This window comes from Halorussus litoreus (assembly GCF_003382685.1).
GTDB classification, from domain to species: Archaea; Halobacteriota; Halobacteria; order Halobacteriales; family Haladaptataceae; genus Halorussus; species Halorussus litoreus.
In genome coordinates, this window is record NZ_KZ859509.1 from 1 (window position 1) to 23,319 (window position 23,319).

Annotated in this window: 20 protein-coding genes; 10 read left to right on the forward strand and 10 right to left on the reverse strand. The window is 65.9% G+C overall.

The genetic code is table 11. The annotated features are described in order from the left end of the window. The 3 genes from mutL to DPQ64_RS04105 all read right to left on the reverse strand — a co-directional run. The coding region (gene mutL, locus DPQ64_RS04095; protein WP_115863091.1) for a DNA mismatch repair endonuclease MutL at positions 1-1,154 on the reverse strand (1,154 nt) is incomplete at its 3' end. A 120-nt stretch (positions 1,155-1,274) separates the two neighbouring features. Further along, positions 1,275-2,285 carry an aldo/keto reductase gene (locus DPQ64_RS04100; protein WP_115863092.1) on the reverse strand — a complete coding sequence of 337 codons (1,011 nt, stop codon included), beginning with the start codon at positions 2,283-2,285 and terminating at the stop codon, positions 1,275-1,277. Between the two features lie 179 nt (positions 2,286-2,464). Continuing rightward, entirely contained in the window at positions 2,465-2,701 is a 237-nt protein-coding gene (locus tag DPQ64_RS04105) for a DUF7542 family protein (protein ID WP_115863093.1), read from the reverse strand. A 180-nt stretch (positions 2,702-2,881) separates the two neighbouring features. Here DPQ64_RS04105 and DPQ64_RS04110 point away from each other — a divergent pair, with 180 nt between their 5' ends. Together DPQ64_RS04110 and DPQ64_RS18555 are read left to right on the forward strand one after the other, a co-directional pair. Then, positions 2,882-3,502 carry a pyridoxamine 5'-phosphate oxidase family protein gene (locus DPQ64_RS04110; protein WP_115863094.1) on the forward strand — a complete coding sequence of 207 codons (621 nt, stop codon included), beginning with the start codon at positions 2,882-2,884 and terminating at the stop codon, positions 3,500-3,502. Between the two features lie 70 nt (positions 3,503-3,572). Then, positions 3,573-3,782, forward strand: a complete 210-nt coding sequence (locus DPQ64_RS18555) for a hypothetical protein (protein WP_157971578.1) — start codon at positions 3,573-3,575, stop codon at positions 3,780-3,782. 6 nt (positions 3,783-3,788) lie between these two features. Here DPQ64_RS18555 and mutS read toward each other — a convergent pair whose 3' ends face one another. The 3 genes from mutS to DPQ64_RS04125 all read right to left on the reverse strand — a co-directional run bounded on the left by mutS (position 3,789) and on the right by DPQ64_RS04125 (position 8,430). Then, positions 3,789-6,611: a DNA mismatch repair protein MutS gene (gene mutS, locus DPQ64_RS04115; protein WP_115863095.1), complete on the reverse strand. Its 2,823-nt coding sequence runs from the start codon at positions 6,609-6,611 to the stop codon at positions 3,789-3,791. A gap of 621 nt (positions 6,612-7,232) precedes the next feature. Beyond that, the gene (locus DPQ64_RS04120; protein ID WP_115863096.1) at positions 7,233-8,000 is read right to left on the reverse strand and encodes a creatininase family protein; all 768 of its coding nucleotides are present in this window, start codon (positions 7,998-8,000) and stop codon (positions 7,233-7,235) included. A gap of 85 nt (positions 8,001-8,085) precedes the next feature. After that, positions 8,086-8,430, reverse strand: a complete 345-nt coding sequence (locus DPQ64_RS04125; protein ID WP_115863097.1) for a DUF7473 family protein — start codon at positions 8,428-8,430, stop codon at positions 8,086-8,088. Between the two features lie 113 nt (positions 8,431-8,543). On the opposite strand from DPQ64_RS04125, the gene DPQ64_RS04130 reads away from it, so the two are divergent. Then, complete coding sequence (locus DPQ64_RS04130) at positions 8,544-9,428, forward strand: hypothetical protein (protein ID WP_115863098.1); 885 nt, start codon at positions 8,544-8,546, stop codon at positions 9,426-9,428. Positions 9,429-9,629: 201 nt separating this feature from the next. Here DPQ64_RS04130 and DPQ64_RS04135 read toward each other — a convergent pair whose 3' ends face one another. Next, positions 9,630-10,190, reverse strand: coding sequence for a TATA-box-binding protein (locus DPQ64_RS04135; RefSeq protein ID WP_115797963.1), 561 nt, complete (start codon positions 10,188-10,190; stop codon positions 9,630-9,632). Positions 10,191-10,357: 167 nt separating this feature from the next. On the opposite strand from DPQ64_RS04135, the gene DPQ64_RS04140 reads away from it, so the two are divergent. Then, positions 10,358-11,383, forward strand: a complete 1,026-nt coding sequence (locus DPQ64_RS04140; RefSeq protein WP_115863190.1) for a methyltransferase domain-containing protein — start codon at positions 10,358-10,360, stop codon at positions 11,381-11,383. An 85-nt stretch (positions 11,384-11,468) separates the two neighbouring features. Continuing rightward, the gene (locus DPQ64_RS04145; RefSeq protein ID WP_115863099.1) at positions 11,469-12,035 is read left to right on the forward strand and encodes a hypothetical protein; all 567 of its coding nucleotides are present in this window, start codon (positions 11,469-11,471) and stop codon (positions 12,033-12,035) included. A gap of 70 nt (positions 12,036-12,105) precedes the next feature. Here DPQ64_RS04145 and DPQ64_RS04150 read toward each other — a convergent pair whose 3' ends face one another. Then, positions 12,106-13,125, reverse strand: a complete 1,020-nt coding sequence (locus DPQ64_RS04150) for an AAA family ATPase (protein WP_115863100.1) — start codon at positions 13,123-13,125, stop codon at positions 12,106-12,108. Between the two features lie 253 nt (positions 13,126-13,378). After that, positions 13,379-15,370: a DUF7282 domain-containing protein gene (locus DPQ64_RS04155; RefSeq protein WP_157971579.1), complete on the reverse strand. Its 1,992-nt coding sequence runs from the start codon at positions 15,368-15,370 to the stop codon at positions 13,379-13,381. A gap of 343 nt (positions 15,371-15,713) precedes the next feature. Here DPQ64_RS04155 and rnz point away from each other — a divergent pair, with 343 nt between their 5' ends. From rnz to DPQ64_RS04175, 4 genes are all read left to right on the forward strand, one after another. Beyond that, positions 15,714-16,640: a ribonuclease Z gene (gene rnz, locus DPQ64_RS04160; RefSeq protein ID WP_115863102.1), complete on the forward strand. Its 927-nt coding sequence runs from the start codon at positions 15,714-15,716 to the stop codon at positions 16,638-16,640. A 501-nt stretch (positions 16,641-17,141) separates the two neighbouring features. After that, on the forward strand, positions 17,142-19,151 hold the full coding sequence (locus tag DPQ64_RS04165; protein ID WP_115863103.1) for a DUF460 domain-containing protein: 2,010 nt from the start codon (positions 17,142-17,144) through the stop codon (positions 19,149-19,151). A 375-nt stretch (positions 19,152-19,526) separates the two neighbouring features. Then, the gene (arcD, locus tag DPQ64_RS04170) at positions 19,527-20,999 is read left to right on the forward strand and encodes an arginine/ornithine antiporter ArcD (RefSeq protein WP_115863104.1); all 1,473 of its coding nucleotides are present in this window, start codon (positions 19,527-19,529) and stop codon (positions 20,997-20,999) included. 192 nt (positions 21,000-21,191) lie between these two features. Then, positions 21,192-22,187, forward strand: a complete 996-nt coding sequence (locus DPQ64_RS04175; RefSeq protein WP_115863105.1) for a tyrosine--tRNA ligase — start codon at positions 21,192-21,194, stop codon at positions 22,185-22,187. 11 nt (positions 22,188-22,198) lie between these two features. Here DPQ64_RS04175 and DPQ64_RS04180 read toward each other — a convergent pair whose 3' ends face one another. After that, complete coding sequence (locus DPQ64_RS04180) at positions 22,199-22,408, reverse strand: DUF7470 family protein (RefSeq protein ID WP_115863106.1); 210 nt, start codon at positions 22,406-22,408, stop codon at positions 22,199-22,201. Positions 22,409-22,579: 171 nt separating this feature from the next. Between DPQ64_RS04180 and eif1A the strand changes: the two genes are divergently transcribed. Next, positions 22,580-22,870 (forward strand): translation initiation factor eIF-1A, encoded by a 291-nt coding sequence (eif1A, locus tag DPQ64_RS04185; protein WP_115863107.1) that lies wholly within the window; start codon positions 22,580-22,582, stop codon positions 22,868-22,870. Positions 22,871-23,319 lie beyond the last annotated feature (449 nt).

The window sequence follows — 23,319 nt, forward strand, 5'->3', positions numbered from 1 at the left end:
CCGCCGCCGAGCCCGCCGCTCGAAGCGTCCTGCTCCGAATCGTCCCGCTCGGGTTCGACCGTTGCCTCGTCGGGCGTGCTCTTTCCGCGGGGGGCCGACGACCGGACGAGGCCGTGGTCGAGCAACGCCGACGTCACCGCGCGCTCGACCGCGTCGCCGACCGCCGCCTCGTCGTCCCACCTGCATTCGAGCTTTCTGGGGTGGACGTTCACGTCGACCTCGCTCGGGGACACCTCCACGAACAGGACCGCGAACGGGTAGCGCTCGGTCGAGAGCTGGCCGCCGTACGCCGACAGCACCGCCTCGCGGACGACCGGCGAGCGCACGTACCGGCCGTTGACGTAGGTCGAGACGTACTCCCGGCTGCTCCGGGTCGTCTCGGGGTCGCTGACGTAACCCGAAACCGAGATGCTGCTGTCCGGCCCCTCTACCCCGTCCGTCCCCTCCACCTCGATCATCGAGGTGGCGACCTCGCGGCCGTACACCGACAGGAGCGCCGACCGGAGGTCGCCCCGTCCCGAGGTGGCGAACACCTCGCGGTCGTCGTGGGTCAGCGACACCGCCACGTCGGGGTTGGCGAGCGCGTACCGGGTGACGACCGTGCTGACGTGGGAGAACTCCGTGGTCTCGGTCTTGAGGTACTTCCGACGCGCGGGGGTGTTGTAGAACAGGTCCGCGACCTCGACCGTGGTGCCCTCGGGTCGCCCGGCAGGGCCGACCGACTCGACGTCGCCGCCGGCCATCCGGAGTTCGGTGGCTCGCCGGCTCGGGTCGCCGTGTTCGTCGCCGTCATCGCTCGCTCGCGGCTTCGTGGTGATGGTCACCCGCGAGACCGCGCCGATGGTGTACAGCGCCTCACCGCGGAAGCCGAGGGTGGCGACCCCGGATTCGAGGTCGTCGAGGTCGCCGAGCTTGCTCGTGGTGTGCTCGCGCACCGCGGCGCGCACGTCGGCCTCGCTCATCCCGACGCCGTCGTCGCTGACCGCGATGCGCTCGGTGCCGCCCGCCTCGACTGTCACGTCGATGCGGTCGGCGTCGGCGTCGAGGCTGTTCTCGACCAGTTCCTTCACGACCGAGGCTGGCCGTTCGACGACCTCCCCGGCCGCGATCTTCCGGACGGTGTCGTCGTCGAGTCGCGTGATTCGGTCGCTCACTCACGTTACCTCCGAAAGCGACTGGCGTCGCGCGTACATCGTCACTGTTCGTCACTGTCACAGCCACGAGTGAAAAGTGCCTCGTCGCGGACCGTCCCGGAGTCCGGCGTAGGGACCGGCTCAGAGTCCGGCGTACGGGCCGCCCTTCGCCTCGGTGAGTCGGTCGACCTGCTCGTCGGAGAGGTCGATCTCGGCCGCGGCGAGGTTCTCCTCCAGCTGGTCGAGGGTGCGCGCGCCGACGATGGGCGCGGTCACGCCCTCGCGGTGGGAGAGCCACGCGAGCGCGGTCTGGGCGGGCGAGGCGTCGACCTCGTCGGCCACTGCGTCGAGTTCGTCGTGGAGGTCGAAGTTCTCCTCGGTCAGGTAGTTCTCCTCCCAGCGGCTGGACTCGCTCGCGCGCGACTCGCCGGTCAGCCCGTCCTCGCGGTCGTACTTGCCGGTCAGGAAGCCCTGTCCGAGCGGGCTCCACGGGCAGACCGCGAGGTCCTCGCTGCGGGCCATCTCGAGGTAGTCGCCCTCGATCTCGCGGTCGACGAGGTTGTAGCGGGGCTGGAGCAGGGTGAACGGCTCCCAGCCCTCCGCGCGGGCGATCTCGTTCGCTTTCGCGACCTTCCACGCGTTGGGTCGCAGGGTCGACGCGCCGAGGTAGTGGATCTTGCCCTCCTCGACGAGGCGGTTGAGCGTCTTCATCATCTCGCGCGCGGAGGTCTGGTCGTCCCAGCGGTGGATGTACAGCACGTCGACGTAGTCGGTGCCGAGCCGCTCCAGAATCTCGTCGACGCGATGGCGGATGTTCTTCCGGTTGGTGCCCCCGCTGTTGGGGTCGCCCTCCCGGATCTGCCAGTATATCTTCGAGGCGACGGTGTAGCGCTCGCGGTCGCGCTCCGAGAGCCAGTCGCCGATCCACTCCTCGGCCTTGCCGCCGCCGTACACGTCCGCGGCGTCGATGTATCGCCCGCCGGCCGCCGCGTAGCCGTCGAGGAGGTCGTGGGCGCGGTCCTCGCCGATCTCGACGTTGCCCTGTTCGGTCTCCTTGCCGAACCGCCACGTGCCGAACTGGAATTCGCTCGTCTGCAGGCCCGTGCCGCCGAGCTGGACGAAGTCGAGGTCGAGTGCTTCGAGGTCGGTCATGACGGTCGAGAGTACGGACGACGGGCGGAAAAGGATTCACCATTCGGCAGAGACGGGGGGCATCGCGGGAGGCGCGAGGGGCGTTTCCGGATACGGGGCGAGTCAGCTGCGGATGCACAGTGGGTCGTTCCCGGGTGCGCAGTGAATCGTCGTTCTCAGGAGCGGATTCGCCCAGTCGGTCACAGGTCGTCCCGGAGGAGCGGCGAGTCCGGGTCCGTACACGCTGGTCGACCGCAGACACCCGCCTCGTCACCCGCGCGTTCGACTCCCGAGTCGAGGCGGCCGAGTTCCCACGTCGGTTCGTGACCCGTCTCGACGCGGTGGCTCTCGATGCGCGATCGGGCGGCCGCGAGCTTCTCGAACGTCTCCTCGAGGTCGCAGTCCGGACAGGTGACCGTCGCGTGCGTGTCCACCATCGTTCGTCGGCAGGACCTCCGGAGCCATATTTCCGTCGGGCCGACGGGGAGTTCGACCCGACGACCCGTCCTGGTGGAGCCATCGTCGGACCGCTCGCGCCCGGCACCTCCCAACGGGCACCGCTTGCAAACGTCCCCCCTATCCGAACAGTTAACCTCGCGTTCGTGCTGATGGTTCGCATGGACGACGACGCGCCGGAGAACGCCTCGGACTCGATTCGGTATCAGGGAAAGGCGGTCGACGACGACGAGGAGATCGTCGCGTTCCTCGACGCTCAGCGGTCGGGCGTCCTCGGGTTGGCGGACGACGGGCAGCCCCACCTCGTCACGCAGCTGTTCGTCTACGACGACGAGGACGGCGCGATATACCTCCACGGCGCGCAGGCGGGCCGCGCGTACGGCATCGTCGCGGACGGTGGTAGTGTGGACGGCGAGAGCGCTGGCGGTGACAATGATGACAGGGCCACAGTAGAGGCCTGCTTCACCACAAGCGAGATGGGCCGATTCATCCCCGCGGACGAACCCGTCAACTTCACCGTCGAGTACACCAGCGTCGTCGCCTATGGCGAGATCGGGCTGGTCGAGGACGCGGCGGCCAAGCGAGGCGTCCTCGAACGGTTCATGGCGAAGTTCGCGCCCCATTTGAGCGCGGGCCAGGACTACGAAGAGATGGCCGAGGAGTCCATCGACCGGACCGCGGTGTACCGACTCGACGTGGAGCGGTGGTCGGGCAAGCACGGCGAGAAAGCACCCGAGTACCCCGGCGCGTACGACCTCGACGAGGTTGCCGAGTCGGAGTGACGTGTAGCGGCGAGTGGGTCGCTTTCCCGGTTCGGACGGCGTACCGGCGACAATAGCCGACGAACTCACTATGACACAGAGGCAAGAAGGACTGCTGGTGGACGTATGGATTGGCTTTCACGTGCTGTTCGTCGCAGTGGTGTTCTCGGTTCTGCTGATGTTGTTCGACGTCTTCGCACCGTCGGACAGCATCGTCGTGGCTGGGCCGATAGGCGTCGCGGCGTTCGCGGTACTCGGTCGCTCGTCCGCCCGAGCGGTCCGGAAACTCACGTCGGCGTAGAATCGCTCACCGCTCGCTGTTCCCGTCGTCGTCATCCAGCCGTTCCTGCCACTCCTGCGCGCGATTCAGTAACTCCACCGGCGCGGTTTCGCCGACCGAGAGCTCCGTGAGTTCTTCGAGCACCGCCTCCGCATCCTCGCCGAATCTGTCCCGGAGTTCTTCCGCGTCGGGTTCACCGGACTCCCCGTCGCGCTCCGCAGTATCCTCCCTGTCCGTCCGCAGTTCGCCGCTCCCAACGTCGAAGACCACCTGTTTCGTGCCGCCGGAACTCCCGCCCTTGGTCTCGATGGCCTCGTCGGCCCGGAGCTTCCCGAGCACGTCGCGCGAGCGCTCGACGACCGGGTCCGGGACGCCCGCGAGGTCCGCAACGTGGATGCCGTACGAGCGGTCGGTCGGCCCGTCCTCGACGGTCCGGAGGAAGGTCACGTCGTCCGAGCGGGACTGCTCGGGTCGATGGGACTCCCCGTCGCTGGCTTCCGGTGGTTCGCCGTCGACCGCCACGTGGACGTTCTCCACGCGGTCGAGGTGGTCCGCGAGCGTCGTGAGTTCGTGGTAGTGGGTGGCAAAGAGAGTCGTGGCCCGAACCTCGTTGTGGAGGTACTCCGTCGCGGCCCACGCGATGGAGATGCCGTCGTACGTCGCGGTGCCCCGGCCCACCTCGTCTAAGATCACCAGCGACTCGTCGGTCGCCGAGTGGAGGATGTTGCTGAGTTCCTGCATCTCGACCATGAAGGTCGAGCGGCCCTGCGCGAGTTCGTCGAGCGCGCCGACTCGGGTGTAGATGCCGTCCACGAGGCCGATCTCGGCCGCATCGGCCGGGACGAAGCTCCCGATCTGGCCGAGCAGAGTTATCAGCGCGGCCTGTCGCATATACGTCGACTTGCCCGACATGTTCGGTCCGGTGACCACGAGGAACCGCCGGTCCGGGCTCGTCCGGAGGTCGTTGGGCACGAACTCGGTGGTCTGCTCCACCACGGGGTGGCGACCGGCCTCGATGCGGAGGTCGCCCGACTCCCGGAGGTCAGGGCGGACCCAGTCGTTCTCGACCGCGTGGACCGCGAGGCTGGCGAGCGCATCGACCGTCGCGAGCGCGCGGCCCACCGACTGGAGGAGGTCGGCCCGCTCGGCGACTCGCTCGCGGAGGGCCGCGAACAGGTCGTACTCCAGTTCGCCGCGCCGTTCCTCCAAGCGCATGATCTCGCGCTCGCGCTCGTCCAACTCGTCGGTGGTGTATCGCTCGGAGTTCTTCAGGCTCTTGAGCCGGTCGTAGCGGTCGGGCACCTTCTCCGTCTCGCTCTGGCCGACCTGGATGTAGTAGCCGTCGGTGCGGTTGCGGTCGACCTGCAGGTGGGTGATCCCCGTCTCGCGCTTCTCGCGGTCGGGCAGCGCGTCGAGCCACGACCGCACCTCCTCGTGGCGGTCGATGACCTCGTCGAGGTCGGCGTCGTAGCCGCGGGCGAACAGCCCGCCCTCGGTGACGGTCCCCGGCGGGTCGTCCGCGAGGCCGCCGAGCGACTCGCGGAGTCGCTCGGCGGCCTCGCGGTCGGGTCGGTCGAGAACGTCAGCGAGCGGTGAACTCGCGAGGGTGGGGTCCGAGGCCACGGCATCGGCGACCTCGGGGAGCAGAGCTAAGGTCTCCCGGACCCGCAGGAGGTCGCGGGCGTCCGCACTGCCGTGAGCGGCCTTGCTCGCCAACCGTTCGAGGTCGTACGCGCCGTCGAGAACGTCCCGGACCGTCTCGCGGGCGAGCGCCGCGTCCGCGAACGCCGCGACCGAGTCCGCGCGCTCGCGGAGGGTCGATAGGTCGCGCCGGGGGCGCTGGATCCACTCGCGCAGGCGGCGCTTGCCGGGACTCGTCGCGGTGTGGTCGATGGTCGAGAACAGCGACCCATCGCTGTCGCCCTGCATCGTCTCGGTGAGTTCGAGGTTGCGCTGGGTCGTGGCGTCGAGCCGCACGTGGTCGTCGCCCGCGAAGGTCTGGAGGCGCGTCATCGACGACGTGACGCCGGTGCCGGTCTCCTCGACGTACGAGAGCAGCGCACCAGCGGCCTGCACCTCGGGGTTCTCCCCTCGCTCACCGTCGAGGCCGAGGCTGTCCAGCGTCTCCGCGCCGAACTGGGCCGTCGTCTCGTGGGTCGCCCGGCCGGGCGCGAACGCCTCCGCGCGGTGGAGCGTCAGCGTGGCGTCGGTGCGCTCGCGGACCGCTTCGAGGAAGGCGTCGTCGTTGCGGATCTCCGGACCGGGCAGCACCTCGACGGGGTCGAACCGGTAGAGTTCCGTGAGCGCGCGGTCGGTGGCGACGTCGGCGGGGTCGATGGCGGCGTCGTCCCGGTCGGTGGCAGCATCGGCGCGGTCGTCGGCTCCACCCGCGTCCTCGCCGGTGGCGTCCGTGACGAGAAAGCGCCCGGTCGTCACGTCGGCGAACGCGAGGCCGTAGCGGTCCGGCGCGGCCCGGACCACCGCGACGAGATAGCGAGCGTCGGCGTCGCTGGTTTCGAGCAGCGTGCCGGGCGACACGACCTGCGTGATCTCGCGGGCGTGGCCGTCGTCGGTCTCGTGCTGGTCGGCGACCGCGACGCGGTAGCCGCGCTCGACCAGCCCCTTGAGGTGCGGGGTGAGCTTGTCCACAGGGACGCCGGCCATCGGGTAGCTGGAGCCGTGCGAGGACTTCTCCGAGACCTTGAGGTCGAGCAGGTCAGCGACCGTCTCGGCGTCCTCGCCGAAGAACTCGTAGAAGTCCCCGACCTGCATCACGAGGAAGTCGGCGTCTGTCTCGGCCTTCAGGTCGAAGAACTCGCCGACGATACCGCCCACGTCAGACTCGGGCAAGCGGGTCACCCCGGAGCGAGTCGGAGAGAATCATACTCGGGTTCACGCGCAGGTCGAACTAAAACGATGCGGGTTCTTCTTTCTCGTCACTTCGAGACTCGTCTGTTCGAGCAGTCGGGGAAATCGACGCCCCAGTCTCGGTGCCATCATTTAGCACCACCAGTCTCGGTTCCAATATTCAGTCTCGGTTCCAATCATTTGTGGTTAGCGCGCGCGAGCAACGCGCGCGAGGGACGAGAAGCGCAACGACCGGAGGGAGTGAGCATCGCAGGAGGCTGGGGAGGTGTGAGGCTCGCGGTCGCGGTTGCGGTTCTCATATGTCGAGGCAGTAGCTAGCTTCATCGAAACCAAATCGAAGACCGGAAGCTCAGTGAAGCTAGCTACTTCCGAGGCATAGGAGAGACCGCACCTCGTCCCCCAACCGCTTGCGTTGCTCGGTCTCCGTTTCACTCCGACCTGCGCTACTCAGCCCTCGCGCGTTTTGGCGCGACACGGAGGTCGCGCCAGCACGCGCCGGGCGGTTAGTCAGTCAAGCGGAGTCGAAGAAGATCAGCTAATCCAACCCGAACGAGAGTCAGCAAAACGAAATCGGACAGAAAGAGCAAATCAGTTCACGTTGCGTTACTTGTGCGGTGGTCGCGAAACGTCCCGACGCTCCACCGCCGCGAGCAGGTCCGCCAGCGACTCGGCGGCCAACTCCAGCAGTTCCTCGCCGAGCGCCGCGTCCCCGTCCGTGGGGTCGCCAACCACGCCGTTCTCCGTGAACTCCGCCGAGTCGAACGCCAGATTCGCGTAGCTGACCCACTCGCCCCAGCCCTCGCTCGCCCCCTCCCGCGCTTCCTCCACGCGGTCCTCGCGGACGAGGTCGGGCGCGACGTGGCGCAGCAGCGCGGTTTCGAGCGGGCCGCCGTGGCCCATCTCGTCGCTGTACTCGCCAACGGCCTCGAACCACGTGAACGGGACCGCGTAGGCCGCGTCTTCGCGGGTGATGGTACCCGCAACCTCCCGGAGCGCGCTCACGTTCCCGCCGTGACCGTTCACCAGCACCACGCGATCCCAGCCGTGGTGCGCGAGGCTGGCGACCGTCTCGCGGACGTAATCCCGGAACGTGTCCTCGCTCACCCACAGCGTCCCCGTGAACTGGCGGTGCTCGGCGGCCACGCCGACGGGAATCGGCGGCGCGACGACTACCGCTTGGTCGTCCGTCTCGCTCCCGTCCGACTCGCGCTCGTAGACCTCGGCACCCGCCTCCGCGACCGCCTCGGCGGTGATCGCGTCGGTCCCCAACGGTGCGTGCGGCCCGTGCTGTTCGGTGCTGCCCACTGGCAGAATCGCGAGGTCGGTCGCGGCCGCGTCGGCGTCGGTCCACGTGGCGTCCGAGAGGTGCATGTCCGGGGGAAGGGCGAGCGCGGACTTGTAGCCGGGGGGTTCAGACCGGGGTGCACTGCTGCTGACCGGAACTGCAAGACCCGCATCACGTCGGCGCGGTCGAGAGCAGCCGAACTAGATTGAAGATCGTGATGCCCACGAGCGCGGCCACGGTGTAGTGGGCCAGCGTCACGACGGCCGCGGTCCGGTACCGGAGCCGGTACACAGCCCGGATGGCGAAGAAGTCCGCACTGGCGGTCACGGCGATGACGACCGCCGGGCCGTACGCCTGCAGCGCGAAGGAGATGACCGCCGGGACGAGCCCGACCGCGAACGCCCGCACGATTGGCACGTCGCCGAGGACGTACCGCGCGGCGATGTGCATGGTGACGCCGTAGAACAGCACCGCCAACAGGAACGTGCCGACGAGCGCGACGACGGGGACTGCCATGTTCTGTCCGTGATTCGGAAGGGAAGGGGCAAGGAAGTAGCGATTCGTCGCGCGAGCAGTATAGACTATTTTGGGAATAGTATTACGGGACGACGAACAAATTGGAGCGAGCGATGACCGGCAATCCCGTCTACTACTATCATCCCGACGACGACCAGTTCTCGTTGGACTTCGTGAATCCAGACAGGGAGAAAATCGACGACCGACTCGACTCCTACGAGAAGGCGACCGAGACGCGGGTTCGGTCGTACGACCTCGACGAAACGGTATACGGAATCTACGCGAAGACGAACGATGTAGACGACGCTGGCGAGATCGAGTACGGGTTCGACGCTGCGTTCGCCAAAATGACGCCGGACACACGAGTCATCGTCCGAAACTTCCTCGGCATATTTCGGACTATCAGGGACGGGCAGTCGGAGACTGAAGCGGATTCGCTCGATGCGTACAAGGAGATCGACATCGAGCGAGTGCCGGACGCGCTCGATAGAGTCCACTGGTCTGGAACAGCGTCGCAGGTTGGCGCACAGCTAGCGTCGAATCTCGTGCTCTGTCACGCCCTTCCGAACGCGAATCACCGTACTGCACTCAGTATGTACGAGAGCTACGTGAATGCGGTGACCGGCCCCACCTACGAACTCCCGTCTCTCGTGACCGACGACGAGACGTGGCATGCGTGGGTAGACGACTTCGTCGTCGACCCCAAAAGATTGCTGACGGTTCGTCGTAACGTCGGACTCTTCGGTCATCTCTCGCAGTTCGGTTGCGACGTTGTCCGCCGAAAGGGCGACGTAGACGTTCCACTCGCAGAGTTCGAGCTAGATCTGTATCCGCACGAGGCACTGTCGAAGTACGCTCGGATTCACGAGCAGCGAACGTCGGCGTTCGTGGAGAGATTACGTTCCAGAACTAACGACGAACGACTGACCGGAACGTCCGGCATCGATAGAGGGGAGTTCGCCGACGCTATCAGACGCGAAATTCAGTCCCGGAGGTGAGCCATCGAGCGTGCGATCTTCTCGGCCGTCTCGCTACGGCCGAGATTGTACTTCTCGTCTATCCCTTCGAGGGCTTCATCGAGAGTCATCCTTCCCGTACCGATTTCTTACGGGATAGAGAGCATAAATCTGTTGCCGAGGACAGTTGTGGACTCTCCTCTTGCCGAAAAACGGGTAAATTCAGCCTTCTGTTCGCCCGCGCTACTCCAGCAGGCCGAGCTCTTCGAGCCGCGAGACGATCTTGTCGACCGCCTGCTCGGCGTCCTCGGGCTTCTTCCCGCCGGTGATGACCAGCTTGCCCGAGCCGAACAGCAGCGCGACGACTTCGGGTTCGTCGAGCCGGTAGACCAGTCCGGGGAACTGCTCGGGCTCGTACTCGATGTTCTCCAGTCCGAGACCGATGGCGATGGCGTTGAGGTTGAGGTTCCGACCGAGGTCCGCCGAGGTGACGATGTTCTGGACGACGATCTCGGGGTCCTCGTTCACGTCGATCTGGAGCTCGCGGAGCTTGTCGAAGACGATTTCGAGGCTCTCGTGAACGTCGGCCGTGCTCTTCGCGCCGGTACAGACGATCTTGCCCGACCGGAAGATGAGTGCCGCGGACTTGGGGTTCTGCGTTCGGTAGACGAGACCGGGGAACTGCTCGGGGTCGTAGTCGGCCCCCTCCAGGTCCATGGCGACGCTCTGGAGGTCGAGTTCCTGTCCGATTCCGGTGGAGGCGACCACGTTTTCAATGTTGATGGTCTCCTTTGGGTCGGTCATGTGCGACTTAAATGTCGTATTTAAGGTTTATAAAGGTTGGTACTCGGGGCTGACAGGTGGCTGGTGGGTTTATAATGACTGACGCGCCGGGTGCGGCGCGGTGCGGGCCCGCCAGCGCCTCCCGGCGAGACGAAATCCCCAAGGTCGCCCACCGCCTCCGAGAAGTCGTGTACGCGCTCGAACTCGCCGGCGAGGACGACCGGTTCGCTGCCGCCGAAGCCGCGAGCGCCGCGACCGGCGTCGAAGTCGTCGCGCCGGGGCTCGCCACCGCGTCGGCGGTCACCGACCGCGTCCGAAATCTGGCCTACACCCGCCGCGCTAGCGAACTGGTCGGGCGCACGGACGCCAGCGTCGAGTCGGCACGCGCGCTGCTCGACGCCGTAAAAATCGACCGCGAGGGGTTCAGGAACGACGAGGAGGCGACCGTCGCCGTCCGCGCCCGCGACGTGCGCGACACCGCCGGAATCGACACGCAGCGCGCCGAGCGCGAACTCGGGCAGGTGCTCGTCGACAGGGGATTCGCGGTGGACCTCGACGATCCCGACCACGAACTCCGGGCGATCTTCGCCGACGACGCGTGCCTGCTCGGCTGGCTCGAAGTCGAGAGCGTCCGCGACTACGGCACCCGGAGGCCCACGGATCGACCGTTCTTCCAGCCCGGCGGGATGGACCCCCTGCTCGCCCGCGCGCTGGTGAACCTCGCGGGGGGTCGGCCCGGCGCGACGCTGCTCGACCCGATGTGCGGGACAGGCGGCGTCCTCATCGAGGCGGGGCTCGTTGGCGCGACCGCCTACGGCGCGGACGCCCAGCGAAAGATGGCTCGCGGCGCGGCGGAGAATCTGGCGCAGTATCTCGACTCGGACTCCCGGGCCTTGGGCGAGTGGACCACCCTACAGGGCGACGCCACCCACCTGCCGTTCCCCGACGACTCGGTCGACGCGGTCGTATTCGACGCGCCGTACGGCCGCCAGTCGAAGATCGCCAACCTCGACCTCGACGACCTCGTCGCGGGCGCGCTCGCGGAGGCTCGCCGGGTCGCGGACCGGACGGTCGTGGTCGGCGACCGCTCGTGGGCGAGCGAGGCTCGCGAGCAGGGCTGGACGGTCGAGGGCGAGTTCGAGCGCCGGGTTCACCGGTCGCTCGATCGGCATATCGTCGTGCTCGATGGCGTCGACGATCCCGGACTTCGGTGACGTACCCGTTCGCACGACTGCTCGATTTATATTCGTCGCGGAAACAGCGAAACATTGGAGTCGTCGACAGTTGAACGATTGACCCATGAGTCGAGGCGATTCTGCACGGACGTACTACGAGAGCGCCAGACGCGAGTTGATCCAGCGAATCCGTCTCAGGGACAACGTTCTGCTCTTCTATCTGGGCGGCGTCGGGACGATCGCGGGCGTTGCCCTAGGCAGTAGTGGAGCAGGAAAAGAAATCATGCTCGTCCTCCCGTTTCTCGCGCTGGGCGTCGCAACGATAGTCTCCCAGCACAACGCCCTCATCGGCTCGTTGGGCCACTTCTGCGTCCACGAGATAGAGCCGTTTCTCCAAAACCTTCACGAACCAGAGGACGCTCCGCAGTGGGACAGTTCGGTGGCGCTCGAGGAGTACAAAGAGCAGGCCATCAGGCTCCGGAGCTTGGGGCACACGGTGATGATTTTGGCACCCGCTCTGGCGGGCCTCGCGATAAACTATCAGCACGTAGTTGGGTCGGCACTTCTGCTCGGGCTCCTCTGGTGGGTCGGCTTCCTCTGCGTGACACTCGCGACGTTGATCATCTATCGGTCGTACTCGTGGAGAGACGAACTCTACGATGGCATGTTCGACGGCGAAACAGAATCGTAGGAACTTTCGAGTTTCCGGAGGACAAGCTACCAACTGTTAGCAGGGCTCCGCCCGTGCCTCAGTCGAAATCCTACGCCTCGCCCTTCGCTCCGAGTTCCGCGAGCAGGTGCGCGACGTGAACCCGGTCGTTGGCCCCCTCCGCGAGGTCCGCGTCGACCTCGCCCGCGAGCCGGGTCACCTCGGCCAACTCCTCGCCGGTGTATCGGCCGGCGTGCGCCACGTCGAGAATCTCCCGCAGCACCTCCTCGCCGCTGAACCCCTCGTCGACGAGCAGGTCGTCGAGCGTCTTGCGGGCGTCCTGGAACTGTCCGGCCTCGGCGTCGTCCAGCATCGCCTCGACGGTGCTCTGTGCGCCCACGTCGCCCAGCACCTCGTAGGCGGCGTTCATCGTGACCTCGCCCTCCTGCTCGGCGGTGGTCTGCGCGCCGAGGATGGCCTTCCGGAGGTCGCCGTTGGCGTAGCCCGCGACGTATTCGAGGCCGTTCTCGTCGTATGCGACCCCCTCGGCCTCGACGATGCGTTCGAGCACCGTCACGATCTCCTCGACGGTCGGCGCGCGCACGGCGACCGGGAAACAGCGGGACTTGATCGGCGGGATGAGCTTCGTGGGCTGGCGCGTGGTGATGACGAACTGGGTCGCCTCGTGGTGGCGCTCCATCACCCGCCGGAGCGCCTGCTGGAAGTCCTCGCGGATGGCCTCGGCGTTGTCCAGCACCACGGTCTTGTAGCTGCCCGCGACCGGCGAGTAGCTCGCCGACTCCTTGAGCACGTGGTTGATGAGGTCGGCCTTCGAGGAGTTGCGCTTGCGCTTGCTGTCGATGAACGACGCGAAGCGCGGATCGTTGGCGATCTCCTTCTTGGTCATGCCGAAGAAGTCCGCGACGTTGATCTCCACGAGGTCGTTGTCCGGGTCCTCGTGGGCCGCGCGGGCCAGCGCACGCACGGCCGCGGTCTTGCCCGCGCCGGACGGGCCGTACAGCACGAGGTTGATCGGGTCGTCGACGGCCTTCTGGAGGTAGTCGCGGACCTCCGGCTGCGGGAGGTCGGCCAGCTCGGGCGCGTAGCGTTCGGTCCACAGCGGCGCGTCCATCACGTCAGTGTAGGTCCCCGCCGGGTAAGAATCGGTCGGTCCGGTCCAGTGGCTAGTCGGTCGGTCCGGTCCGGTGGCTAGTCGGATTGGCGCGCGAGGCTAGTTCGGCCGAACTGGCGCACGAAAAACGGGCGCGGGCGGCAGCGGTGACTACCGCTGCCGCCCGCGCCCGAGTCGGTACCGCGCCGGTTCCGTCATCGGTCGCGGTCGTCGACGGGTTTGTTGGGTCGTCGTCGGACCGCTACAGCCTATCTCAGGCTTCCGTGGTCGTCGTCACGGTGTCCGTGTCGTCACCGGTGTCGTCGGTGTCGTCCGCAGCGGTGGTCGTGGTGTCGTCCGCAGCGTCCTCCAGCACGATCACTGCGAGGTCGCCGAACTCCTGGGTGTACACCCCGTGGATGTACTCGCCCGCTTCCAGCCCGGTGGTGTCGACTTCGAAGGTCACGTTGGTCTGTTCGCCCGCGTCGAGCGTAACGTCCTGTTGCTCGACGACGTTCCCCTCAAGTCGGAACGCGACCGTCTGGGTGGCCGTCGTGTCGCTGGGGTTCGAGATGGTCGCCGACACCTCGATGGTGTCGCCGATCATCGCGGACTCGGGAGCGGTCAGTCCCGAGACTTCAAAGGACTCGGCGTCCTCGGGTTCGTCCTCGGTCGTGGTCGTTTCCTCGGTGGTCGTCGTGGCAGGCTCCTCCTCAGTCGTCGTGGTCGTCTCTTCTTCAGTCGTCGTGGTTTCTTCCTCGGTGGTCGTCTCTTCTTCAGTCGTCGTGGTTTCCTCCTCGGTGGTCGTCTCTTCTTCAGTCGTCGTGGTTTCTTCCTCTGTCGTGGTCGTTTCCTCCTCGGTCGTGGTTTCCTCCTCGGTCGTCGTGGTCTCTTCCTCGGTCGTCGTGGTCTCTTCCTCGGTCGTCGTAGTGGTGTCGGGCTCCTCCTCGGTCGTCGTGGTCGTCATCGGCGGCTGCGGGAGGTCGACGTCGCTCGGAGCCATGACGACCAGCGTGACGTTCTCGACGTTCACGTTCTGGATAACGTACCGGACCGTCGGGACGTCCTGCGAGAGTTGCTCCTCCATGTCCTGCTCGATCTCCTCGGGACTCTGGGTGGTCGTGTACATCAGGTCGTCCTGACTGATCTCGCCCTGCTGCTGGAGCTCGGAGAGGTTGATCGTGACGCGCTCGTCGCTGAGCGAGCCGTCCGGCGGGAAGAGCTCGCTGCCGTTGACGTACACCGTCTCGTCGGGCGTCTCCTCGTCGCCGACGACGAAGGACCACCGGTCGACGTTCATCTGCTCGATCTTGAAGACTAACTGCTCCATCCCGTCGTCGGGTTCGACGTCTTCTTCGGTGGTCGTTTCAGTTTCGTCCAGACCGTCGTCGGCCTCGGTCGTGGTGGTCGTGTCACCGAGGTCGTCTTCTTCGGTCGTGGTGACGGTCTCGACGCCGTCATCCTCCTCGGTGGTGGTCGTCTCGTCGGCTTCGGTCGTAGTCGTCTCCTCTTCGGTCGTGGTCGTCTCGTCGGCTTCGGTGGTAGTCGTCTCCTCGGTCGTGGTCGTCTCGTCGGCTTCGGTCGTGGTCGTCTCCTGCTCGACCGTCACCTCGGCGTCGTCCACGACGACCGAGTCGCCCTCGGTTATCGGACCGTCGAGTTCCCCGCTCGAGAGGACGAAGTCGTACACGCGGTTCTCGTTGGTGTCCGAGTGGAGCATCGCGACGATGGTCTGACTCTCGTCGAGCGGCCGGGCGAGCGAGATTTCCACGTCCTCGTGGGTCCCGGCTTCGAGGTACACCGAGCTACCGAGCACGGTCGAGAGCGGTGCCTCCTCCCAGTCCGCCGAGTGGATTGCGATGAAGCCACCCTCGGGCACCGTCGCCGAGTCGATGACGAGGTTCGCGCCGTCGCTCTCCTGCTCGTCGATGGAGACGCTCGCCTCGTCGCCGGTCGCCTCTTCGTCGGCGGCTTCGGTCTCCATCGTGGTTTCGTCGTCGGCAGCATCCTCGTCGGTAGCATTGTCGTCGGCGGCATCATACTCGTCTGTCCCGTCCTCGTCCGTCACTCCGTCTTCCTCGGTCGTCGTCTCGTCGACCGGTTCCGCTGTCGTCGTCGGTTCCTCTGTTGTCGTCGTGTCCTGTACGCCGACCGCGTTCGTGCCGCCGTCCGTCGCCGTCACCGCGAACGAGACGGCCGCACCGCTGGACAGCACCAGCACGACCGCCATGAAGACGGCACTAATCGTCTTTTTATCTCGTGTCATGTGTAACCCCCATTCTGCACCCAGTCCGACGACGAGTCCGCGAATAAACCGGCGCGACTGTTCACGCGTGTAACAGCTAGATACCACGTGTAACAGTTGAGGTACGCCGGATTAGCCCGGGGCTATCCCGCGATTCCGGAGCGGTTGTCCGGGTCGCCCGGACCTGCCGCGTCGGCTACAACCACTCGTTTCCGGCAGGTAATCCTGCTTACTCGGCCCGGGAGCCCGAAGTCCGCCCGGAATCTGGAAGTCGACTCGGAATCTCGCAGTTGGCCCGGAATCTGCGAGGCTGCCGGGGATTTCGAAGCCGCTTTCACCCTCGCCCACGGAGGTTCCGAGGAGGATGTCGATGCGCGTGACCTTTCTCGGAACCGGTGGCTCAGTGCCGACGACGGAACGCAACCCGAGTTCGGTGCTGGTCAACCGGGACGGGGACCGGCTGCTGTTCGACGTCGGGGAGGGGACCCAGCGCCAGATGATGCGCTTCGGTACCGGGTTCACCATCTCGGACGTGTTCGTCAGTCACCTCCACGGCGACCACGTGCTCGGCCTGCCGGGGCTGCTCCAGACGATGGACTTCAACGACCGCGAGGCCGCCCTCTCGCTCTACGTGCCCGCCGGAGCCGAGTCGGACATCGAAGAACTGGTCCACGCCGCCGACACCCATCCGTCCTTCCCGGTTCACGTCTACGGAGTCTGTCCGGGAGAGGCCGCGATCGTGCGCGACGAGTACGAGGTCCGCGCGGTTCGGACCGACCACGACGCGAACGCGGTCGGGTACGCGCTGGTCGAGGACGACCGCAAGGGCCGGTTCGACCGCGAGCGCGCCGAGGAGCTCGGGGTCCCCGTGGGGCCGAAGTTCTCGCGCCTCCACGAGGGCAAGCCGGTGGAGCTGGACGACGGAACGGTCGTTCGCCCCGAGCAGGTCGTCGGCGACGCCCGACCGGGCCGGACGCTGGTGTACACCGGCGACACGCGCCCGACAGAGACCGTCGAGGCCGCAGCCGAGGACGCCGACCTCCTGATCCACGACGCGACGTTCGCCGACGACTGGACCGACCGGGCGACCGAAACCGCTCACTCGACGGCTCGACAGGCCGGGGAGCTCGCGGCCCGGGCGGACGCCGAACGGCTCGCGCTCACCCACATCTCCTCGCGGTACGGCGGGGACGTGTCCGACCACCTCGCGGAGGCCCGAGAGGCGTTCGACGGCGAGGTGTTCGTCCCCGACGACGGCGAGACTGTCGACGTGCCGTATCCCGAAGCGTAAGGTGGCGTCTCGGCACGTTCGTTCTCCACCGACGGCGTCTCTGCCATCTTTGTTCCCCCACCGGTTACTGCCAATTATTACCGTGAGAAGGGCGAGAGCGGGAACGGGAACAACGGGAATGGCAACGGCCCCGACAGCCTCGCGCCCATCACGCAGGTGTCTGCTACTCCCGCCGCGGCCTGACGCCGAAACCGATTCTCGGCAGCTAACTCGCGTTCTTTTTTCGTGGTGGACGACGCGAGTTCGCTACCGCAATCGGTGCTCGACAATCCACGTCACGAGTTGATTTTTATTATTCTGACTGGCGCGCGAGCAGCGCGCGCGAGGTCGCGCCCGCACGCCCCGGAGTAGAAATATCACCCCAGCGCACGCTGAGGCGGAAAGTAATCGAAAACGAACCGACGAATGCGACCATTCCAGAGAAACAGAGAACACGAAAACCCAGACCCCGACCCCGATTTCCACGCCGGATTTATATCTACCCGAGCCATATTCCAGTCCGTGAACGCCCGTACGAGTGCGCTCGACACGCTCGTCTTCGGCGTGGACGTGCAGAGCGGTGACGTCCGCGGCGACGCACCTTCCTACGCGGTCGTCGCCTTCGACGGCGAGAACTTCGACCGCGACGTGGTCTCCCATCGAAAGCTCCGCCGGCTCGTCGACCGCGAGGAGCCCGCGCTGCTGGCGACCGACAACGCGTACGAACTCGCAGCCGACAAGGACGCGCTGGTCGGCTTCCTGCGCGAATTGCCCGACGAGACGCGACTCGTGCAGGTCACCGGGGCCGAGCGCCCCGAACCCCTCTCGCGGGTCGCCTCGCGCCACGGCGTCCCGTACGGCAAGAAGCCGATGAAGGAGGCCGAGGCCGCCGCTCGGCTCGCGGCCGGCAACGTCGGCTACGAGGTCTCCGCTTTCACCAACACCACGGAGGTCAAGGTCTCGCGCGGTCGCTCGACCGGCAAGGGCGGCTGGAGCGAGGACCGATTCACCCGTCGGATCCACGGCGCGGTGCGCAAGCGCTCCCGCGAGGTCGAAAGCGAACTCGACGGCGCGAACCTCGACTACGAGAAGGACGCGACCGAGAAGTACGGCGGGCTCTCGAACGCCGTCTTCGAGGTCGAGGCTCGCCCGGAGGACATCCCCGTCTCGAACGAGCGCTCGGGCGACGTGCGGATCGAGGTCGAGCGCGAGCGCCGGGACGGCATCGAGTTCGAACCGCTCGCGAAGCGCAGGGACCACGTCCTCGTCGGCATCGACCCCGGGACGACCACCGCCGTCGCGGTGACCGACCTCGACGGGACCGTGCTGGACGTGCTCTCGACCCGGACAGCCGACACCGCCGAGGTCATCGAGTGGATCATCGAGCGCGGGCGGCCGATCCTGGTGGCCGCCGACGTGGAGCCGATGCCCGAGACCGTCGAGAAGATCCGCCGGAGCTTCGATGCCGCAGGGTGGATCCCCGACAGCGACCTCCCCATCGACGAGAAACAGCACCGGACCCGCGAGCACGACTACGACAACGATCACGAGCGCGACGCGATGGCGGCCGCACTCCACGCGTTCGACGACCACGAGGACCAGTTCGACCGCATCGCCGAGAAGGTGCCACCGAGCGCCGACCTCGGGGCGGTCACCGCGCGCGTGGTCGCGGGGGAGGACAGCGTCGAGACCGCGCTGGCGGCCCTCTCCGACGACGAGGACGAGGACGACGAGGAGACCGAACACGCGCCCCGTGAACTCACCGCCGAGGAGAAGCGCATCAAACAACTCGAATCGCAGGTCGAGCGCCTCGAAGCCCACGTCGAGGAGCTCAACGACACCATCGAGAGCAAGGAGGGCCGCATCGGCCAGCTGAAGGGCGACCTCGAAGCCGCCCGGAGCGAGGAGCGCAAGGAGGTCCGCGAGCGCCGGGAGGTCAGCCGACTGGAGCGCGAGAACGACAGATTAGAGCGCCAACTCGACCAGCGCGACGAGCGAATCGAGGAGCTGGAGGGCAAGCTCGCCCGGCTCAAGGAACTCTGGAAGCTCGACCACTCGAACTTCAGTGACGTCGCCGAGAAGAAGGCCGGGCTCGTCCCGGTCAAGCCCGTCGAGAAGTTCACCAAGGGAGCCATCGAGTCGGCCCACGACCGGTTCGGCCTCGCCACCGACGACGTGGTCTACCTCCGGGACGCCTCGGGCGCGGGACGCTCAACCGCCGACCGGCTCGCCGCGGTGGACCCGAAGGTCGTGCTCGTCGGCAAGGGCGGGCTCTCGGACGTGGCCGACCGCGTGCTGTTCGAAGAGGAGATTCCGGTCGGTCCCGCCGACGACGTGACGATCCAGGAGGTCGACGAGCTGGCGGTCACGCGCGAGCGCGAGGTCGAAGCCGTGATCGAGGACTGGGAGGCTCGGGCGGAACAGCGCCGGAAGGAACAGAAGGCCGAGGAGCTCGACCGGCTCATCAGCGAGCACCGCGCCGACCGGACGTACGACTCGGGGTCGTCGGAAGCGAGCGGACAGAGCCCGTGAAGACGTGAGATTTCGTGAAGGCGCGAATTCGGTACGTTCGAGCGGCGTACTCGACTATTCGTAATCGGGTGCAGAAAGCCGGGGGCAGCCATCTGACTCACAGGCATTTTGAGAACGAAGGTGTTGTCACATATATCCTAATGAAAACAAGAGAAAGTAAGGCTTATCTAGAACCTTAATTATCGATTTGAGTGTGAGGGCCGATCATATGACGAATCCCCGCGGTCAGATGGAACGCGCCGTGAGGTGGTCGCGCTCACGGAACCGACCGCTACTCAACTCACTCCGTAGCCTTTCGGTCTCGGGCCGAGAATGCTCGGAAGTGGGTCGGTTCTATCGAGACGTTCGTTCCTCACGCCGCGTGGAGGTCGCACGATGTCGATGAGCTTCGAACCGCGGCTATACGACGAAATCGACCCCGAGAAACAGCCGTCGTTGGTCGAGGCGTTACTTCCAGTCGTCGGAATGATACTCTTCCTCTCGGTCGGTATCGTGATACTCGACCTCGACCCACAGATGCCGCTGTTCTGGGGCATCGTCTTCTCGGGGTTGATGGGACGATACTACTTCGGCTATACGTGGGACGAACTCTACGAGGGAATCAGTCGGAGCATCCTCATGGGTCTACAGGCGGTTTTCATCCTGTTCGTGATCTACATGTTGATCGCTTCGTGGGTTAGTGCCGGAACCATTCCCACCATCATGTACTACGGACTGGAGTTTCTCACCCCGACGATATTCCTCCCGTTTGCGGCCGTCCTCGGGGCCGTCGTCGCGTTCGCGGTCGGGTCGTCTTGGACGACTGCAGGGACGCTGGGCGTCGCCATGGTCGGTATCGGTTCCGGCCTCGGTATCCCCGACCCGATGACAGTCGGTGCGGTGCTGTCCGGTGCCTACACCGGCGACAAGAACTCACCGCTGTCAGACACGACGAACTTGGCCGCCGCCGTCACCAACACCAAACTTATCGACCACGTCAAGGCGATGCGAACTGGAACGTTCATCTCGTTCGGTATCTCGGTCATCTTCTTCGTCTTCCTTGGACTCGAAGCCGGTGGGACGATACCGGCGGAGCGAATCGCCGAGATTCAGAGCGGAATCACGAGCGTCTACAACGTCACGCCGCTCACGCTGGTTCCGCTCGTCGCCACGTTCGCGCTGGCACTCTACAGGTACCCCGCACTCCCGTCTCTCGGCGCGGGAATTTTCGCGGCCGTCGGAGTCAGTACGGTCATCCAGGGAACCGGGTTCGCTACCGCGTGGGAACACGTACACTACGGAACGAGTCCAGAGACGGGCGTCGAGCTCACGAACAAACTGCTCGCAAGCGGCGGTCTTTCGGAGTCCATCTCGACGATATCGATAGTCGTTGCCGCCCTCACGCTCGGCGGAATACTCGAATCCACCGGGATACTCGCGGCCATCGCACACTACATCGGCGAGGCAGTCAGTAGCGTGGCGGGACTCACGGCCGGTACCGCGGTCAGTACGTTCACGATGAACGTCCTCGCCGCCGAACAGTACATGGCCATCGTCGTGCCGGGCATGACGCTCCGGAATCTCTACGACGAGTACGACTTGGAGAGCCGGAACCTCTCGCGGGCCGTCGAAGCCTCCGGAACCACGACATCGGCGCTGGTGCCGTGGAACTCCGGCGGCGTCTATATGGCGACCGCGTTCGGGGTGCCGGTACTGTCCTACGCACCGTACTACTTCTTCGGGTTTCTCTCGCCGCTCATCCTCATATTCATGGGCGTGACCGGGTGGAACATGTACTACCAGGACGAGGGCGACTCCGAGGGCGAATCGGAAGCCGAGACGGCCGCCTCGGCTTCGACCACCGATTGACTACTCGTCGTCGTTTTTTCGGTTGTTCACCGACACGCGATTACCGCATCGCTAGCGAACTGAGTGGCTCCGCCTCGCCTAAATTCTCCGAATCCGTTCCCGGATAACTAGTGTGTGAGACGCCGACGCGCACGTCCGAACCACTGACACGGTCCCGGAACGCTAAAGCCGCGCGCGGGACACGTCCCGCACATGGATGCCTACGAGTTGATCACGCGGAACGCGGAGGAAGTCGTCACCGACGAGGAGGTGCAAGCCCTCGCCGAAGACCCCGAGGGCAAGCGCGTCTACGTCGGCTACGAGCCCTCGGGCGTGCTCCACATCGGCCACATGCTCACGGCGAACAAGCTCATCGACCTCCAGGACGCGGGCATGGAGGTCGTCGTCCTGCTCGCGGACGTGCACGCCTACCTCAACGACAAGGGCACCTTCGAGGAGATCGAGGAGACCGCCGAGAAGATGCGCACGCAGTTCCTCGCGTACGGGCTCGACGAGGACCAGACCGAGTTCGTCTACGGCTCGGAGTACCAGCTCGACGACGACTACGCGCTCGACCTCCACAAGCTGGAGTTGGACACCACGCTCAACCGCGCCCAGCGCGCGATGGCCGAGATTCAGGGCGGCGAGACGGCGAAGGTCAGCCACGTTGTCTATCCACTGATGCAGGCGCTCGACATCGAGTATCTCGACCTCGATCTGGCGGTCGGCGGGCTGGACCAGCGGAAGGTCCACATGCTGATGCGCGAGGAACTGCCCGAGATCGGCTACGACGCCCGCCCGGTGCTCCACACGCCTATCCTCGCCGACCTCGGCACGGGCGAGGGCAAGATGTCCAGCAGTACGGGCGTCACCATCTCCATGGAGGACTCGACCGAGGACATCGAGGAGAAGGTCAACTCGGCGTTCTGCCCGCCGACCCGCGACCCCGAACCCGACGAGGAGGGCAACGAGCGCGAGAACCCCGTGCTGGAGATCTTCCAGTACCACGTCTTTCCGCGATTCGAGACGGTCGTGGTCGAGCGCCCCGACGAGTACGGCGGGAATCTGGAGTACGACGACTACGAATCGCTCGCGACCGACCTCGAGAGCGGGGAACTCCACCCCGCAGACGCCAAGGGGGCGCTGGCGTCGTCCCTCGACGAACTCGTCGCACCGGGCCGGGAGAAACTGCGGGAGCTGGAAGAGTAGCGATTCCGCTGTTATTCGAAGCCGCCGCCACCGCCCATCATCCCGCCCATGCCGAAGCTCGACAGGAGGCCCGAGACGAGTCCCCACGCCGTCAGCACGAACCCGGCCACGACGAGTCCGATGCCGGCCGCGACGATGGGGTCTCTCCACGCGACGACGCCGATGCCCGCGAGCAGGACGAGCACCCCTGCGATGCCCTTCGCTCCGAGTTTGCCGATCATACGACGGGTTGGGTTCGGACGGGACTTAAACACCCGCACTCCGAGTCGGCTAATCTGGGCGATGTGGAAACGAAGCGCAGAGAGGGCTGCTCCGGGTCGGAATCCGGGAAGGAGGACGTGGAAAGCGCGGACGACGGCACGTTTAAAGTCCCGGGTGACCAACCGGAAACTATGAGTGACAACGACGGCGGACGGCGGAAGAACCTCCGCATGCCCGACGACGACGAGGTGTTCGCCACCGTCACTGATATGCTCGGCGCGAATCGCGTGAAAGTACGCTGTGCGGACGGCACGGAGCGCACCGCACGCATCCCCGGCAAGATGCAAAAGCGCATCTGGATCCGCGAGGACGACGTCGTCCTCGTCGAGCCGTGGGACTGGCAGGACGAGAAGGGCGACATCAAGTGGCGCTACGACAAGCAGGAGGCCGACCAGTTGCGCGAGGAAGGGCATATTCAATAAAGACGACCTTTTACTGCGCTCGGGAGCGTCTGAGCCACCGGCTCAGACGCTCCCCTCGCTGGTAAAAGCTCGACCAAAAACACCGTCAGAGCGAAGCTCTGACGAGCCCTCGTTCGCGTCGCTCACGAGGACACGGCGCTCCTCCCACCACTCGCTTCGCTCGCTCTGGGCGTCCCTTGGTCCGCTCGCTCACGTTCGTTCGCTCGCGGTACAACCGCTGGGACGAAACGTGGAAGGTCTCACCGAGCGCGTCAGAAAAAACGAGTCACCACCGGGTTCTTCCCGGCATTTGTTCCACTGGCGCGAATTCGTCGGTTGCTCCGCCGGCGCGAACTCATCGGCTGTTGCGTTCGCGGTCGGAGTCGCGCTCGTGAGCGCGACTCCGACCGCGGGCGCGAGTGTGCCACCGGCCGCAGGTGCAAGTGCGACACGCGGGCGCGAGTGAACCC

Bases quoted from the DNA above. Each gene is read 5' to 3' on its own strand.
- DPQ64_RS04100 (WP_115863092.1), bottom strand. From the start codon at position 2,285: ATGACCGACCTCGAAGCACTCGACCTCGACTTCGTCCAGCTCGGCGGC.
- DPQ64_RS04105 (WP_115863093.1), bottom strand. From the start codon at position 2,701: ATGGTGGACACGCACGCGACGGTCACCTGTCCGGACTGCGACCTCGAG.
- DPQ64_RS04110 (WP_115863094.1), top strand. From the start codon at position 2,882: ATGGACGACGACGCGCCGGAGAACGCCTCGGACTCGATTCGGTATCAG.
- DPQ64_RS18555 (WP_157971578.1), top strand. From the start codon at position 3,573: ATGACACAGAGGCAAGAAGGACTGCTGGTGGACGTATGGATTGGCTTT.
- DPQ64_RS04120 (WP_115863096.1), bottom strand. From the start codon at position 8,000: ATGCACCTCTCGGACGCCACGTGGACCGACGCCGACGCGGCCGCGACC.
- DPQ64_RS04125 (WP_115863097.1), bottom strand. From the start codon at position 8,430: ATGGCAGTCCCCGTCGTCGCGCTCGTCGGCACGTTCCTGTTGGCGGTG.
- DPQ64_RS04130 (WP_115863098.1), top strand. From the start codon at position 8,544: ATGACCGGCAATCCCGTCTACTACTATCATCCCGACGACGACCAGTTC.
- DPQ64_RS04135 (WP_115797963.1), bottom strand. From the start codon at position 10,190: ATGACCGACCCAAAGGAGACCATCAACATTGAAAACGTGGTCGCCTCC.
- DPQ64_RS04145 (WP_115863099.1), top strand. From the start codon at position 11,469: ATGAGTCGAGGCGATTCTGCACGGACGTACTACGAGAGCGCCAGACGC.
- DPQ64_RS04150 (WP_115863100.1), bottom strand. From the start codon at position 13,125: ATGGACGCGCCGCTGTGGACCGAACGCTACGCGCCCGAGCTGGCCGAC.
- DPQ64_RS04155 (WP_157971579.1), bottom strand. From the start codon at position 15,370: ATGACACGAGATAAAAAGACGATTAGTGCCGTCTTCATGGCGGTCGTG.
- rnz (WP_115863102.1), top strand. From the start codon at position 15,714: ATGTCGATGCGCGTGACCTTTCTCGGAACCGGTGGCTCAGTGCCGACG.
- arcD (WP_115863104.1), top strand. From the start codon at position 19,527: ATGTCGATGAGCTTCGAACCGCGGCTATACGACGAAATCGACCCCGAG.
- DPQ64_RS04175 (WP_115863105.1), top strand. From the start codon at position 21,192: ATGGATGCCTACGAGTTGATCACGCGGAACGCGGAGGAAGTCGTCACC.
- DPQ64_RS04180 (WP_115863106.1), bottom strand. From the start codon at position 22,408: ATGATCGGCAAACTCGGAGCGAAGGGCATCGCAGGGGTGCTCGTCCTG.
- eif1A (WP_115863107.1), top strand. From the start codon at position 22,580: ATGAGTGACAACGACGGCGGACGGCGGAAGAACCTCCGCATGCCCGAC.